Raw genomic sequence first — 14,872 nt, 5'->3', positions numbered from 1 at the left:
GAAACAGGACTTATCATGCGCTAAATCCCATTGTCGTCATACAGGTAAACATAACCGAGCGACCCACCAACCGCCTGCCCCTCGGCGGCTGATGGGGGGAATTTACCCACACGTCCGATTCGGACGACGCGTAAACTAATCCTAAGACGCTCATTAACTTCAAGGGGTGCTAGCCCATGAAAGTACTGTTTACGTTCTATGTTCCGAGCGGAGGGGTGGAGACCTTAAACCGGTTGCGCTGCGATGCGCTGAAAAGTCGGGACATCGAGGGTCATATTCTATATTTACGCTCCGGATCGGGGCTCGTGAATACTCAATTAGCCAACATCCCCGTCATGGTGGGGCCGGGAGATGTCGAACTTAAGCAACGTCTTCCGCAGTATGATGCAGTAGTAGCAACCTCAGATTTCTGGATGCCGGGTAGACTGCGCCGCCTCGGTTTTCACAAGCCGATTATTTTTGAGATTCAGGGTCTGGGCACACGGGAACAAGCCGAGCAGTCGCTTCGAGAAGGAACTCAGGAAATTCTCCGTCATTGCCAAGCTTCGCTGATGCCGCCAACTCCTCACCTGCAAGAGCTCGCCTCCATCTATTACCCAGCGCTGCCCAAGTTCGTGTTCCCAAATCCCCTGGATACGCAGCACTTCCATTACAAGGCCCAATCGAAATATCCCGTACCGATCATCGCTTGGGTCGGACGGCTGGAGCCCAATAAAAATTGGGAGTTGTTCTTAGAAATTGCCGCCGTGCTGCATCGACAGCGCCCACAGATGGAAATATGGATGTTTCTCGATTATCAGTTGCCCACCGAGGATACCAAAAATGCGTTTTGGCAGTATGTCGGCCGGCTTGGACTTCAATCCAGCTTAAAGCTGTACCCGAATACGCCAAACCGGGAAATGCCTTATTATTTATCGCGGGTCGGTGATTCCGGGGGGTTGCTAATCTCCACTTCGACCCTGGAAGGATTCGGCTATGCCGTCGCCGAGGCGCTGGCTTGCCGTTGCCCTGTCCTAAGCACCGATTCCGACGGCGTCCGACTCTTTATTAAACATAATGAAACGGGGAAATTCTTCGCTTACCCGCAGGTCGGCCAAGCGGTTGCCGGCGCGCTGGAGCTCATGGACCATCATGCGCAGCGGGAGAAGATCCGCAACTTAGGACAACAGCTTATCCATCAGTGGTTGTCGCCGCAGCAATACGCCGACTCGTTCCGCCAAATGCTCAAACGTTTAGGGGTAAACTGAAGAGAACGTCAGAAGAACCTCCAGGTCGCTGGAGGTTCTTTGCACGGCAATTTTTTTTGTAAAAATACATATACTATTGGGGAGGCGCCGCTTCTAAAGCCTGCTTCAGTTTTTTGGCGTTCTCGAGAAGCCCAGGGTCGTCTGGCAAATACCGAAGCGCTTCCTGATTATGCTCATAGGCCTTTCTTAAATGGCCAATCCGGGCATAACACAAGCACAGCCGACTATGCGGGAGCCAGGTCCGGGACGCCGCATGTACGATAGCCGTCCAACTGCCCCCATGATTCGCGTTCTGCAGGGCCTGGACGTACCAATAAACAGCCAGGGTCCATTCCTGACGGTCCTCCATACATTTACCAATAGCACAACAGATTTCCGGCTGTGGAATTTCAAATTGGAACGTTTGCAGCAGCATCTCCAGCTTCTCCCGATCCCGGCCCAAATGACCATAACAATCGCTTAAACGGGCGCAGGTCAGGACCAGATCATCCCGATTCGCCTTCGGGTCGAGGAGGAACTCCGCAAAATGCGGCACCGCCTCCTCATATCGTCCCGCATCGGCTAGTTCACATGCCAAATGAAAACGCAAGCGTCCCTCCAGCACGCCGCCGGAAGCCAAATAATGTTCGATGATCTTCAAATTCCGGCCGGAATGGTTTCCTGTTCCGCGATGGGTCACGGCGATATCCATGAATAGCTGTTTCCCATCCGTGACATTCAGATATTCGTGTACAATGCCGATCCAGCGATAGTTTCGGCTTCGTTTGACCAACCGATTCCGCCGAGTCAAAGCTAGCGGCTCTCCGGTCTGCTCCTGCTCACGGAGCACATAATTCATCAAGACCGCGTCGATATCAGTCGTTAATTCTTGCTTCAACCGCTGAAGTTTGACGCGATTCGGTTCGGCAAAGACGTCGTCGGCGTCCATCCAGAGAATGTAATCACAGGTTGCTTGAGAAAAGGCGTAATTCCGCGCGGCGGCAAAGTCATCCCGCCAGGCAAAATCAAAGATTCTCGCCCCATATTCCCCCGCCACCTCCTTGGTGCGATCGGTCGATCCCGTATCAACAATGACGATTTCATCCACCAAATCAGCGACGGACCTAAGACATCTGGGGAGATGGGCCTCTTCGTTTTTGACGATCATACATAAGCTGAGGGTGATCAGTTCAGGAACCCTCCCTCCCGCAACAGTTCGGCAACCTCTGCTTTATCGAGCAAAGACGCATTGGAATGGTATTCGGAGAACAGGTCGCGGGGAAGATGAGCATAATGAGCGACAAGTTCCTTAGAGCCTGGAGGAAGGATGACGTAATATTGATCGCTATATTTCAGGGTGTAAGGTGCCTCGTACCGGGAAACCAACACCTCATGCAGCTTCTCCCCGGGCCGGATCCCGATTTCCTGAGCAGGAACGCTGTGCCCGAGATAATGCTCCGCCAGCACCTCGGCGATATCGACGATGCGGCAGGCCTTCATTTTCATCACGAACGTTTCGCCCCCGATGGCCGTCGTGGCCGCCTTGAGGAGCAGATCGATCGCCTGAGACAAAGTCAGGAAAAAACGGGTCATCTCCCGAACCGTAAGGGTTAAAGCTTTGCCCTCCCGCAGCTGATTGATGAATAACGGAACAACGCTGCCGTTCGTTCCAAGCACGTTCCCCCCGCGAATACAAGTAAACCGGGTATGTTCGCTTAAATCGTTCGCGCGAATCATTAATTTTTCCCCGATCGCTTTGGTCATTCCGTACGTGTTGGTCGGGTCGACCGCTTTGTCGGTGGAGACGTCGATCACTTTAATGACCTTATGCGCAATACTCGCGCGAATAATATTTTCCGTTCCGAGCACATTGGTCTTGAGCGCTTCTTCCGGCTGATATTCGCAGACCGGCACATGCTTAAGCGCGGCGAGATGAAAGACATAATCGACTCCTTTACAGGCCGCATCCACCGCTGCGTAATCGCGAACATCGCCGATCAGATACCGCAAGGAGGAGTGCCCGCCAAATTCCCGCTGCATCAAGACCTGTGCGTATTCGTTTCTCGAGAAGATGCGGATTTCCCGTGGCCCCTCCTGCAGCAGCCTCCTTGTCAACATTTTCCCCCAGGATCCGGTTCCCCCGGTAACTAGAATGGTCTTGTCTTTAAACATCTCTTTACCTTCCTTTCGGACTATATTCATCTCAATCTTCCCGTTGTTGGAACCGGCCTAACGCTTTGCGGGTCCCGATTTCCCGCCCCCCAGCGTAACAATTCGCGCGTTGCCATGTAAGCCAGCCGTAGCATTTCGCGTATCAAAGACTAGGGGGGCGTGATGGACGATGTCCTGCAACGGTAATCCGTGGTGATGAACCGCCAAGATCACACCATCCGAAGAGGCCAGTCGCTCCTTCGTTAATTCCACCGAACGCATCTTGGCTCCGCCGACCTCCGCTTCCGGAATTAGCGGATCATGATAATCAACCTTCGCCCCTGCGTCCCTCAGCAGCTGCAGAATTTCGATCACGCTCGATTCGCGGATATCGGCAACATCTTCTTTAAACGTAATGCCAAGTACCAGAATTTTCTTGCCGGCAAGGGATGTAGAGTTCAGCTCTTCTTGCAGCCGGGAAACGATGTAGGCCGGCATTCCGCGGTTGATTTCCGAGCTGATCTCAATAAACGAGCTGGCCGCCCCAACCTGCTGAGCTTTCCACTGCAGATAGATCGGATCAACCGGAATGCAATGCCCGCCAACGCCAGGGCCAGGGTAAAATGCTTTGAAGCCAAACGGTTTGGACGAAGCTGCCTCTATCACTTCCCAAACGTTGATGCCCAGGTTATCGCATAGTAATGCAAATTCATTGATGAAAGATATATTGACGAAACGAAACGTGTTTTCCAGCAATTTAGCCATTTCTGCCGTCTCGGTTGAGGAGACCCGCACAACAGTTTGGAAAGCTGCGAGATACAGTTCCTCCGTCCGGTCGGTGCAGGCGTCCGTAATTCCGCTGACGATCTTGGGAATATCCCGCAGCGAGTAGCGGCGGCTTCCAGGATTAACACGTTCCGGAGAGAAGCCGACGAAGAAATCAATTCCTGGGGTAAGTCCATTTTTTTGCAGGAGCGGTAAGATGACTTCCCGGGTGGTCCCGGGGTAAGTAGAGCTTTCCAGTGCAACCAATTGTCCGGGTTGAAGATGTTCCCCTATCTTATCAGCGGCATCAATCAGATAGGTCATATCCGGTTTATGTTGGTCCGTCAATGGGGTCGGAACACAAATAATAATTGCCTCCGCGCTCGATATCCCGCCGAAGTCCGAGGTTACTGTCAGTTGCTGTGTTTCGACATAACGTTTGATTTTTGCTTCCGGAACGTCTGCGATGTAACTTCGTCCCGCTCGTAAGAGCCCCAATTTATTCTCGTCCTTGTCGAGGCCGATCACGCGAAAGCCCTGGTCCAGATACGTCTCGGCTAACGGCAAACCGACATACCCCATACCGACGATGGCGATGATACGTGTCAAAATTCATCTCCCCTTTCGCATTGAATTGTATGAGCAAAGGACATTCCTCGAGTTATTCCTCTCAAGGAGCTAGGCCAAGATCGAACCTATCATTTCAAGAAGCTGCAGGGTACGAACCGAGGTTGTATGTTTCTCTCGGACAAACTCATAACCTTGCCGGCTGATCTTAACCCGTAATGATTCGTTCTTCGGGTGCAGATAGAAATGAATTTTGGCCAGGAAATCCCGCTCGGTCGCAGCGACATAATGGACGTCGTGCTTGAACCCGAGTCCTCGCAAATCGGCATTTTCGGAAGCAAGCAGCAGCGTATTACACGCAGGCACTTCGAAGTATTTGCGCAGCGGATAGTGGTATATCGAATCACAGGATAAGAAGATTTTGGCTCGGTTCACTTCAAGCGCAAAGCCGTGCGCCACAAGCGCTTGGGGTTCGGATCCGAAATTCGTATACCCGGGGTGATTATGGGATACGAAGCTGGGATGTCGAGACAAAGCCGTTTTCATCTTATGGCGAAGCGGGTACACCTTAGGGTTAGTTGCTCCCATGAGCAGGATATTGATGTTCTTCCGGCGCTGGTAATCTCTAAACACGGTTGGCTCTACAAAATGAGGGAGCCAAAACAAACGACCCTTGAATTCGGGGTACCGTTCCCGGAACGCTTGCCGATACATCACAAAGAGGTTTGCTGACGGGAATCGCCGCATAAACTCCCGGCGTTGTTCTGGCCTAGCATGAAGATCGTGCATGACCATACCCCAGGGCACCTTCAACTGGGCAAGCCCATGAACCGGAGGACAATGTGAGGCATGAAATATGTCGTTAAACAGAACGAAATCGGGCTGAAAGGGGGCCCGCCGAAGAATTGCTTGCACCTCTCCGCCCTTATGATCTAAAGCCACATCGGCATGTTTTCGTAATTCCAATTGCATGTAGTGATAATTCCGTTCCAGATAGTGACTGAAGTCCTTCGTCACAAACAAAATTTTTAACCGCTTCATCCCTTCAAATCCTTTACTATAGGAGGTCTTCATCACGCATTTAGCAGAAAACCTGCCCGGGACAACCCGAGGCAGGTCTTCTGGGCATAACCTAACCCTGTTGGGCAATGCCTGCAAATGATTCCGGACCATTACGGATTGCTGTTGTAGCTCCGGAAATATAGGACGTATATATCGTTTCAGGAGCGGCAGGAGCCAGCAAATCGGCAGCTACGAAGGACGTGACCTCCGTCGACGTGGCACTATTGACGACGCCATCGAGGGTAAAAATGACATTGGCTGGAGCAAACGTCAAACCGCGGACGATTTCGATCGTAAACGTATCGCCGACGTCTCCCAGAACTCCAACAGATCCTGACAGAATGACGATTGGATTCGGAACATTCTGCGTCTGCAGGCCGATAACCCCGAACAATGCGGGAGTATCTGTAAGCGGAATCCCAGGAAAACCGGGCTGGTTGGAGTTTACGGAGCTTCTGGCATCAAGAAAGACACCCATCTCTTAATCACCACCTTCTTTTAATCTAGTTCAGGTTATGATCAGAGTACCGTTTTGGTATAGACAACTTGATCAAGATAACCGCTTATTTTGTCTCTCTTCCGATCAAAGTCCACTTCAATGGCTTAAGAAGTAGCGATGAGATGAGTCAGTGCATCACGATAGCGGTTCTGAAGGAAAGCAATCTCCGCCGTGATCGCCGCCTGATGGCGCAACGTTCCCATCCCCGAATGGCGACGGTAAGACACTAACGGCACGTTTAAATAAGGAAAGGCGGCTCGGGACAGCAGCACCCGATGCCACAAATCGTAATCGTGGGTGTACGGCAGGGCCTCATCAAACAGACCCACGCGTTCAATCAAACTGCGACGAATCATTACGGTACAGCCGTTAACCGGATTACCGCTGTACAACGTGTTCGCCAGCTCCCGCATCCCCAAAGGCTGCATGCCTGCATTGTATTGGGTGATTCGTCCATATTCGTCGATATAATGGAAGTTGGTATGGGAAATCTCCGCGCCTTGCTCCCGCATGAAATTCAATTGAACCGCAACCTTCTCCATTGAGAACATATCGTCCGAGCTAAGCCAAGCGATATACTCTCCGGAGGCATGACGGATTCCGTGGTTAAGGGCGGAGGCGGTCCCTCCATTGGCTTTGCCCAGATAATAAATATGTCCGCGATACGGAGCGAGCCGCTCGGCGTGAAGGGTCGAACCGTCATCGACGACGATAATCTCCGTATGCGGATACGTTTGATTCAGCGCGCTTTGCACCGCCTGCTCAATATACGGACAGTTGTAGAACGGAATAATAATGCTTACACGTGGATTCATGACGAAGCGCTTCCCTCCTTGCGATAATAGTCCAGTACCTCCAGCAGAGATTGTTCCCAAGCCAGGCTTGCGCGCCAGCCCAGAGCCCCAAGCGCTTCGGGAAGGAGCGGCTCGGAGCTAACAAGAAGTTCGCCTCCTGAAGGGGAGCCGATCTGTATATTCAAATCCGAGACTTCCGTCAGCTTCGCGAAATCCTCCGCCAGTTCAGCCAAGCTCTTCTCCCGCCCCGAACAAACCGGATATACCTCACCAACTTCACCTTTACGCAGCAAAATTTCGTAGGCGTCCACCGCGTCGCGCACATCGAGGAAATCGCGCCGGGCCTCCCCGGACGACAAGAAGAAGGGGGGAGGAGACTCCCCTCGCTCTAAACGGACGATATGCCGGGCAAGCAGAGAGCAGATGCCCGTGGATGGCCCGGCTCCGATTAAGTTGCCCGGTTCGGCTATCATAACGTCAAGACGGTACAGCTTCCCCCAGACCAGCGCCGCAGCCTCTTGCAGCGATTTGCTTAATCCATAAGGGTGCGTTGGGTGGAGCGGCCTCTCCAGTCCGAATTTGAGTCGTGAGCCGGCGACAAGAACGCGGGTATCCCGCAAACCGAAAGCCTGCAGGGCATCCAGCAGGTGCAGGGTTGTCATCAAGTTGCTTTCAATATAAAGAAGCGGTTCGCTCCAGGAATCCGGGACCGAGTTCTTGCCGCCCAGGTGCAGTACGAACTGCGGCTGAGTCTGATCTATGATGCGTTTGACTCCCGCTTTGTCTGTCAAATCGCAAATGAGGTACTCGACACCTTCGATGACAGGAAGTCCGGCTTCACTTCTCACTAAGGCAAAGACCTTATATCCCTTGGCGGCAAGGCGGCGGCTGGCGTGGCGGCCGGTAAACCCGCCGGCCCCCGTGACCAGAACCCCCGCCCCGTCACCCATGCCGTCTCATCCATTCGGCCATTTCCTCCAACATCTGCTGGAATGAAGGAAGGGGGACCGCCGCGTCCGGACGGGTGTTCACCAGCGTCCGATCGAGGGCGGGACCATCGTCCGGTTCGATCTGAATGTTGGTTTTCCCCCAGATCTCTTGAAATAGATGAAGCATCTCAAATTTGCTGACCACTTCCGGATGAGCCAAATGAACCAAACCGGATACTGGACGATCCAGCAGCCCTTCGATCGTCTTGGCCAACTGCACCGTGGTCACGCCGTTCCATTTAACCCGGCGATAACCGGATACCTTGCCCTCCTGGCTCATAAACCACTGGAATAATCCGATGCCCTGACGGCGGATTTCCGGTCCAATAATCGAGGTTCTGATCGTCAGGTGACCTTCGTCTCGCACCTCTCCGAGCGCTTTGGTCAGGGCATACGTCGTTACGCCATCCGGTTGATCATCCTCCCGATATGCGCCGCGGTCGCCGCGAAAGACGCAGTCCGTACTGATGTGAATCAAGCGCGCGCCTGTTCTATCCGCCAAATGCCGCAATCGATGGGGGAGAAAGCCATTGATATGGTAGGCCATGATTTTGTCTTGATCGGCAAACTGGTTCAGCACCCCAACCGCATTAATAATGACTTCGGGACGAACCAGTTGAACCGCCTGATCAACAGCAACGATATCACCGGCATCCAAGATCAGCGAGTCCGGGTCCCCGGGATCGCGAGAGGTATAAAACACCTGATGTCCCCCCTGCTCTCGGAAATGCCGTACCAGGACATGACCCGCCATACCGTGGCCCCCGAGGATCAGCATTTTCATGAAAGAAATCCTCCTTTATCCAGCATGCTGTGGATCTCTTCCATGCTCATCAACTCATGCTCCGAGCTCAACTCGCCGAAGGAGACGAGCGGCAAGTGTCCGTACCGCTCCTTCAAACCCGCGATTTCCAGCGCAGGCAAGATGACCAGGTACTCCTTGTCATAAACAACGGTCGAACGGCTTTCGTATTCGCTAAGCAGCAGCTCGTGAATGCGTTCCCCGGGCCGAATCCCTGACTCCGTAATCGATACGTCCGATACGCCGGAATCTTCGATCAGCACCTTCGCCAGCTCCACGATCCTGCAGGTCGGCATCAGCATGACGAAGATTTCGCCCCCCACGCTTTCCCGAGATGCTTTAAACAGAAGCTGGATCGCTTCCGGCATCGTCAGGAAGAACCGGGTCATTTCCATATCGGTGATTCGGACCTCTTTCTTCTCACGGATTTGCTGCTTGAACAGATGGATCACACTGCCGTTCGTGCCCAGTACATTACCGCCCCGAATGCACACAAACCGGGTTTCTTCCTGGAGAAGATTGGCATATACGACCAGCTTTTCGCCGATGGCTTTGGTCATCCCGTAGAAGTTAGACGGATTGGAGGCTTTATCGGTAGAGATATAGAGGACTTTCTTGACTTTGTTCTCAATGGCGGCTTCGATGACGTTTTGCGTGCCGACTACATTCGTTTTCAGCGCTTCGCCCGGTTGCTCCTCGCAAATAGGCACATGCTTCAAAGCAGCCAGATGATAAACGATGTCCACGTTCCGGCAAGCCGCCGTCAGCGCTTCCTTGTCACGGATATCCCCAATTCGAAACGTAAGACGCTCGTCGCCAAAAGCTCGGCTCATGGCGACCTGGGCCGCTTCTCCCCGGGAATACACAATGATCTCCTTCGGCGCCTGAGGGAGGAGCTGACGGATCAGCTCATATCCCCAGGAACCCGTCCCCCCGGTGACCAGAATCACTTGATCTTTAAACATTCAATTTCCCTCCAAGCACGAATTTGACCACTTTTTGCGAAACCTTCTCCTCCAGATAGCCTTCGGGACAAGGCCAAGAACGCTCCATCCCCGCCATCATCTCCGCCGCTTCAGCGATTCTGCGGGCGTCCACGCCAGAAACGACGTTACTGCCACAATCCACCGTTTCCGGCCGCTCCGTGGTTCGGCGAATCGTTACCGTAGGCACCTGCATGATGCAGCATTCCTCTTGAACCGTACCGCTGTCCGTCAACGCGCATAACGCATGTTTCTCCAGCTTCACGAAATCGAAAAATCCAAACGGCTCATAAAACTCGACCAATGGATGCATTCCCAGCTTCAGATCACGTTCAATCCGCGATCTCGTGCGGGGATGAATGCTGCAAATCAACCGCTTGGAGGAGGCGGCCGCTACCTGGTTCAATCCCTCCATAATCGCGTGCAGGGAAGCCGGCCGATCGACGTTCTCGGCGCGATGGGCTGTTACGAGATAATACTCTCTATCTTGTAGACCCAATCGCTGCAAGATATCGCTCGCTTCAATCTGCGGCTCGTAATACTTCATCACCTCATAAATCGGATTACCGGTCAGTACGATGCGGTTACTTGGAACGCCCTCAGCGAGCAGATGAGCTTTGCTCTGCGGGGTATAGGGCATATTGATGGTCGACACCGCATCGATGGCTTTCCGATTCTTCTCCTCGGGAACCTCCAGGTCAAAGCAGCGGTTACCCGCTTCCATATGGATCGCCGGGTACCCCAGCCGCTCGGCCAGCACAGCGCATAGTGCGCTGTTCGTATCTCCCAGCAGCAGTACGCGATCCGGGCGTTCGATATCCAATATTCGCTCCAGCTGGGCAAACATGGCCGACAGCTGGCTGCCCAGCGTCGTTTGATGATCTTGAAAGATATAGTCCGGTTGTCTCAATCCAAGCTCTTGGAAAAACACATCACTGAGACTGGCCGTAAAATTCTGCCCCGTGTGCACCAGCACATGGTTGTCGGCCCACCGGTCCAGCAGCGGGATGATCCGGCTAAGCCGGATGATCTCCGGCCGGGTTCCCAATATGGTCATGATCTTCACGGTCTCATCTCCTTGCCAACTTATGGCGCCCGCGCACGCGTTTCGTACGGGCTCTTGCTGTTCTCCGGCCAGACTTGCGGCGGTGACGGACCAATTTGCGAACGCGCCCTTTCCCGCCGCGCCGAGCGGACAAGCTTCTTCCTACACCGGATCTTCTCCTACGCAATCGTTTGGCTCGCTTCAGCTTCATCCTTCTCCGGCGTCCGGCTCTCTTGACAGATACCGAAGTTGCAGTTGGTTCGGGTTCGAGCGGCAACACCTCTGAGTCCGGAAAATGGAAATCCACTGCGTCCGGGGACGGCTCCGCCGGTTCGGGCAGGGGAACCACAACACCCGAAAGCCCTTGGATGCGCTGAACCAACCCTAGAAGCCGCGAATCATAGGCTGCCGGGCCGAATACCGCTTCCACTTGAGCCCGATTTCTCTCTCCCACACTACGAGTCAATTCCATGGAAGACAGCATCTCCGCGCATTTATCCGCGAGGCTGACGCTGTCCCGTGTCGGTACCAGGTAAGCCCCGCTGCCCACCGCCTCCAGAATCTCGCGTAAACCGCCCGAAGCATAAGCGACAACCGGTTTGCCGAAGACCATCGCCTCCAGCGCGGTTAACCCGAACCCTTCTGGCAGAATTCCCGGGACGACGACGATATCCATCGCGTTAAAGGCGGATTCCACATGGTCTTCAAAGCTCACGAATCTAAATCGATGCGGATACGCCGACCCCTGGACCGCCCGTTTTAAGTCCCGGTAATACTCCGACTGAATCTCCGCGCCAATGATGACGAACTTGACCTCCGGATATTGGCCTGCCACACTTAACGCCGCGGCGATGAAATGATCGGCCCCTTTCTCCGGAATCAAGTAAGAAGAGATATAACCCACTAGAACTTCCGTCGATTTGACTTTCCACGCGGCTCTCTTGTGCCAGCGCTGTGCCGGCCAGATGTCGGGGTGAATATCCTCGGGATTCCACGAAGGGTATAGCAGCGCCGTTTTGTCAGCCGCTTGCGTTCCCAAGAAGGGGAGCAGCACAGAATCGGAGATCCCGATGATCAGATCGCTGTATCTGTCGATCAAATTCACTGCCTCCGCGGTGAATTCGTTTGATGCAATGACTTCCGTGATCTGCCAAACAACGGGAATGCCCAGCTGTTTGGCGGCGATCGCCGACGAAACGTTGACGCTGGTATTCACAAGCACGGCATCCGGCCGCTCCTTATTCAGCAGCTCGACCGTTCGCCGCACCTGTTCGCTCCAGGCAATTGAGTGGAACTCCCCGGCCAGGTTGCCGTGCGGGGCACACATGCTGTAAAGCAGCCCGTTTTCGCACAAGAGGGTCCGAATGCCGTAACGTTTGGCCAAAACGGACAAACTGCCCTGCCGGGGAACTACAATCGTACAGTCGTAATAAGCCGATAGCTTCCTCGCATTGAACAACAACAATTTCTCGGCACCGGTTACGTTTCTGGAATTGCACACATGCGAAAACAGCAGCAGCTTCTTCTTCTCCGGCACGATTGCCCCTCCTTTCCTTGCGCGATTTCCGAGCGTTCCGGAACACGGGTATCAGCTGCAGGAATCACCCGAAAATCACAGACATCAGTTGATCCAACCGATTGGCGTAGGTGTGATCCCGCAAGGTTCGATCCAGTGCGCGCAGAGCGATTTCCCGCCGTTCTTCCTCGTGGGTCAGGTAATAACGCACTTTGTCGACCAATTCCTCCGGCGAGGAGAAGGTTTCGATCTCCACACCCGGACGGTAAAACGAAGTTAAATCGTCGCGCGCATCAACCAATTGGAGCGTGGCGCAGGCCGAGATTTCAAATGTCCGCGGATTCGGCGATGCCGCCGGAATACCTGCCTTGTTGTTATTGACATACTCCTCGGACGGGGAACGATGCAGGTTCAAGACGATTTTGGACCCGCTGTATACTTCGGAGGTCTCTACCGGCCCCATCCACTTGCCCAGCTCGATGCGGTCCGCATAAGCCGGGAACTCGGGCAGGCGATCCCACCAGATGCCGTTAATCAATAAGCCTTGCTCCATGAGCGCAGGAAGGACGGGTTGAAGATAGATCACCCGATTCCAGTAAGCCGAGCCAATAAAACTTAAATTACGACGGTGCGGGGAAGGAATTAAGGTTGGCCGGTAGTGTTCGGGAAACGCTGCAAACGGCAGATAATGAACCTGGCTGCAGCCGGCAGCGCGATAGGGTTCGACGCAGTTTCGTTCGAGCGTAAATACATAGTCGTAGTGAGCGCTCAACGGAATCGTCAGGTCCGTGTAATAAGGATCATCCGTAAACCAAACGGCGGTCGGAATCCCCATCGCCCGCACGGCGTTCAATTGCTCCACAGGGAGCTCCAGCCCGTCGAGAGCGAGCAGCAGATCCGGTTTATGCTGCGCTGCCAAATCCGAAATCGGGTCGCCCGGCACAGCGGCGATCAACTCTGTTGTTAACGTGCGAAGCGTGGAAGATACCGCCTCGTCGAGCGGAGAATACGGAAACCCTTTCCCCGAGCTGACGTATAACACTTTCACTTTGCGGACCGGAAAAGCCGGCCGCGGTTGACTCACAATATAGCTGGCTCTCCCTCTTAGGTACCCCTCGGCGTATCCGTCGCGGAGCCCGTTCTTTCTTCCGCTCTCAGCTGGGTCCAATACGATTGAAGTCATCTGTCCAGCCGCTTCCTCAATAAACATAATGTCACTCCTTTTAGGGTTGGTTCTTGAACCAGCTTTCAGCAATTGCGTCCAGCAGACGACTGACCCGATCCGAATAGGTATGGGCGGTCGTCGTCGTCCAGAGAGAGCGCCAGCCGATCAGCCGCCGTTCCTCCTCGTGTTCAAGGTAATAACGGATCTTCGCCTCGAGCTCCACTTCATCCCGGAACGTCTCGATGTCATAACCCGGTTGGTAATAAGAGACCAAATCGCTGCGGATGTCCGTAATCTGGAAAGCACCGCAGCCGGCGATTTCATAGGTACGCGGATTAATCGATCCCCCCGGGGTATCCCGCCCGTTCCGGTTATCTTGGCCCGCTTGTGTAGGGCGGTGGATGTTGAGTACGATTTTGGAGGCGTTGTAATAACGAACCGTCTCCTCAACAGGAATCCAACCCGGGCGGATAAATCGCGACAACAGTTCGTAACGGGGCAGTCGGTCCCAATGAAACCCGGCGATCAGCACCCGTTTGTCCTGCAAGAACGAACTTAAGCGGTCGAATAAGCCAACTCGGTTCCAAAAAGCATTGCCGATAAAACACACGTCATAGCGATATTCCGGTTTGGCCGGAAGGGGCCGGAATTGACGCGGATTGGCAGCCAGCGGAAGATGGTGAACGCTTCGAATTCCGAGGGACCGATAGAGCGGCACGCATTCGATTTCGTGCGTAAACACCACGTCGTAGCTTAAAGCCAGCGAGATCGAATCGTCGGTAAAGTAAGGGTCATCGACGAACCAAACCGCGGTACGTATACCCATACTCCTGATCTGTGCTAATTGCGAGACATGGTCAGGCGGAAAGACATGCAGCGAATTCATCACCAGCACCAGATCGGGATGAACGCGCAGCGTCTCCTGCAGCATCATTTCCGGAGAGGCGACGACGCACTCGCGTGCAAGCTCTGTGAGCGCCGCTTGAACCCCCGCGTCGATCGCGTCGAACCCCTGGGGCACGTAGAGCACCCGCAGATCCACTTTCGGCCGGGAAACCGGCGGAATTCGTTCGAGTACGGCCTGGCACCCGCCATACCGAATCCCTTCTTCGTATCCGGCTTGATAAGCCTCGCCGTAGCGGTTTTCCTTCACGTTCTCCAAGATTCTTCATCCTATCTTCGTGGAATTCTATCTTGCGTTCCTGGGTCTTAATAAATATATGCTGAGGGGACACGTGCATCATGGACGACTACCCGCCCGCCTGATAAATTGGCGAATGCCGCCGCCCGCCGCCGAGATGCGAAGAC

14 protein-coding genes are annotated in these 14,872 nt (G+C 53.9%); 1 reads left to right on the top strand and 13 read right to left on the bottom strand.

Annotated features, from left to right (window positions below):
- Nucleotides 1–176 precede the first annotated feature (176 nt).
- Nucleotides 177–1,247 (top strand): glycosyltransferase family 4 protein, encoded by a 1,071-nt coding sequence (locus M0651_RS16725; RefSeq protein ID WP_248552872.1) that lies wholly within the window; start codon nt 177–179, stop codon nt 1,245–1,247.
- A 73-nt stretch (nt 1,248–1,320) separates the two neighbouring features.
- On the opposite strand, the gene M0651_RS16720 is transcribed toward M0651_RS16725, so the two are convergent.
- The 13 genes from M0651_RS16720 to M0651_RS16660 form a co-directional block, all read right to left on the bottom strand.
- A complete protein-coding gene (locus M0651_RS16720) occupies nt 1,321–2,394 on the bottom strand; it encodes a glycosyltransferase family 2 protein (protein WP_248552871.1) in 1,074 nt (357 codons plus the stop codon).
- Between the two features lie 17 nt (nt 2,395–2,411).
- Entirely contained in the window at nt 2,412–3,398 is a 987-nt protein-coding gene (locus M0651_RS16715) for a polysaccharide biosynthesis protein (RefSeq protein WP_248552952.1), read from the bottom strand.
- A gap of 57 nt (nt 3,399–3,455) precedes the next feature.
- Nucleotides 3,456–4,751, bottom strand: a complete 1,296-nt coding sequence (locus tag M0651_RS16710; protein WP_248552870.1) for a nucleotide sugar dehydrogenase — start codon at nt 4,749–4,751, stop codon at nt 3,456–3,458.
- A 69-nt stretch (nt 4,752–4,820) separates the two neighbouring features.
- Nucleotides 4,821–5,750, bottom strand: coding sequence for a glycosyltransferase (locus M0651_RS16705; protein WP_248552869.1), 930 nt, complete (start codon nt 5,748–5,750; stop codon nt 4,821–4,823).
- Nucleotides 5,751–5,841: 91 nt separating this feature from the next.
- Complete coding sequence (locus M0651_RS16700) at nt 5,842–6,249, bottom strand: hypothetical protein (RefSeq protein ID WP_248552868.1); 408 nt, start codon at nt 6,247–6,249, stop codon at nt 5,842–5,844.
- Nucleotides 6,250–6,374: 125 nt separating this feature from the next.
- The gene (locus M0651_RS16695; RefSeq protein ID WP_248552867.1) at nt 6,375–7,085 is read right to left on the bottom strand and encodes a glycosyltransferase; all 711 of its coding nucleotides are present in this window, start codon (nt 7,083–7,085) and stop codon (nt 6,375–6,377) included.
- Nucleotides 7,082–8,014, bottom strand: a complete 933-nt coding sequence (locus tag M0651_RS16690; protein ID WP_248552866.1) for an NAD-dependent epimerase/dehydratase family protein — start codon at nt 8,012–8,014, stop codon at nt 7,082–7,084. The genes M0651_RS16695 and M0651_RS16690 overlap by 4 nt, the downstream gene beginning before the upstream one ends.
- Nucleotides 8,007–8,837 carry an SDR family oxidoreductase gene (locus M0651_RS16685; RefSeq protein ID WP_248552865.1) on the bottom strand — a complete coding sequence of 277 codons (831 nt, stop codon included), beginning with the start codon at nt 8,835–8,837 and terminating at the stop codon, nt 8,007–8,009. The genes M0651_RS16690 and M0651_RS16685 overlap by 8 nt, the downstream gene beginning before the upstream one ends.
- Nucleotides 8,834–9,820: a polysaccharide biosynthesis protein gene (locus M0651_RS16680; protein WP_248552864.1), complete on the bottom strand. Its 987-nt coding sequence runs from the start codon at nt 9,818–9,820 to the stop codon at nt 8,834–8,836. Before M0651_RS16680 ends, M0651_RS16685 begins: the two co-directional genes overlap by 4 nt.
- The gene (gene wecB, locus M0651_RS16675; protein ID WP_248552863.1) at nt 9,813–10,904 is read right to left on the bottom strand and encodes a non-hydrolyzing UDP-N-acetylglucosamine 2-epimerase; all 1,092 of its coding nucleotides are present in this window, start codon (nt 10,902–10,904) and stop codon (nt 9,813–9,815) included. Before wecB ends, M0651_RS16680 begins: the two co-directional genes overlap by 8 nt.
- Before the next feature lie 4 nt (nt 10,905–10,908).
- A complete protein-coding gene (locus M0651_RS16670; RefSeq protein ID WP_248552862.1) occupies nt 10,909–12,420 on the bottom strand; it encodes a glycosyltransferase family 4 protein in 1,512 nt (503 codons plus the stop codon).
- A 64-nt stretch (nt 12,421–12,484) separates the two neighbouring features.
- The gene (locus M0651_RS16665) at nt 12,485–13,609 is read right to left on the bottom strand and encodes a CgeB family protein (RefSeq protein ID WP_248552861.1); all 1,125 of its coding nucleotides are present in this window, start codon (nt 13,607–13,609) and stop codon (nt 12,485–12,487) included.
- 13 nt (nt 13,610–13,622) lie between these two features.
- Nucleotides 13,623–14,726 (bottom strand): CgeB family protein, encoded by a 1,104-nt coding sequence (locus tag M0651_RS16660; RefSeq protein ID WP_248552860.1) that lies wholly within the window; start codon nt 14,724–14,726, stop codon nt 13,623–13,625.
- Nucleotides 14,727–14,872: the final 146 nt, after the last annotated feature.

Source organism: Paenibacillus mellifer (genome assembly GCF_023195895.1).
GTDB classification, from domain to species: domain Bacteria; phylum Bacillota; class Bacilli; order Paenibacillales; family Paenibacillaceae; genus Fontibacillus; species Fontibacillus mellifer.
This window is presented reverse-complemented; position numbering and strand designations above follow the sequence as displayed.

What these genes read in the sequence shown, in the direction of transcription:
- M0651_RS16725 (WP_248552872.1), top strand. Translation starts at nt 177, where the DNA reads ATGAAAGTACTGTTTACGTTCTATGTTCCGAGCGGAGGGGTGGAGACC.
- M0651_RS16720 (WP_248552871.1), bottom strand. Translation starts at nt 2,394, where the DNA reads ATGATCGTCAAAAACGAAGAGGCCCATCTCCCCAGATGTCTTAGGTCC.
- M0651_RS16715 (WP_248552952.1), bottom strand. Translation starts at nt 3,398, where the DNA reads ATGTTTAAAGACAAGACCATTCTAGTTACCGGGGGAACCGGATCCTGG.
- M0651_RS16705 (WP_248552869.1), bottom strand. Translation starts at nt 5,750, where the DNA reads ATGAAGCGGTTAAAAATTTTGTTTGTGACGAAGGACTTCAGTCACTAT.
- M0651_RS16700 (WP_248552868.1), bottom strand. Translation starts at nt 6,249, where the DNA reads ATGGGTGTCTTTCTTGATGCCAGAAGCTCCGTAAACTCCAACCAGCCC.
- M0651_RS16695 (WP_248552867.1), bottom strand. Translation starts at nt 7,085, where the DNA reads ATGAATCCACGTGTAAGCATTATTATTCCGTTCTACAACTGTCCGTAT.
- M0651_RS16690 (WP_248552866.1), bottom strand. Translation starts at nt 8,014, where the DNA reads ATGGGTGACGGGGCGGGGGTTCTGGTCACGGGGGCCGGCGGGTTTACC.
- M0651_RS16685 (WP_248552865.1), bottom strand. Translation starts at nt 8,837, where the DNA reads ATGAAAATGCTGATCCTCGGGGGCCACGGTATGGCGGGTCATGTCCTG.
- M0651_RS16680 (WP_248552864.1), bottom strand. Translation starts at nt 9,820, where the DNA reads ATGTTTAAAGATCAAGTGATTCTGGTCACCGGGGGGACGGGTTCCTGG.
- M0651_RS16665 (WP_248552861.1), bottom strand. Translation starts at nt 13,609, where the DNA reads ATGTTTATTGAGGAAGCGGCTGGACAGATGACTTCAATCGTATTGGAC.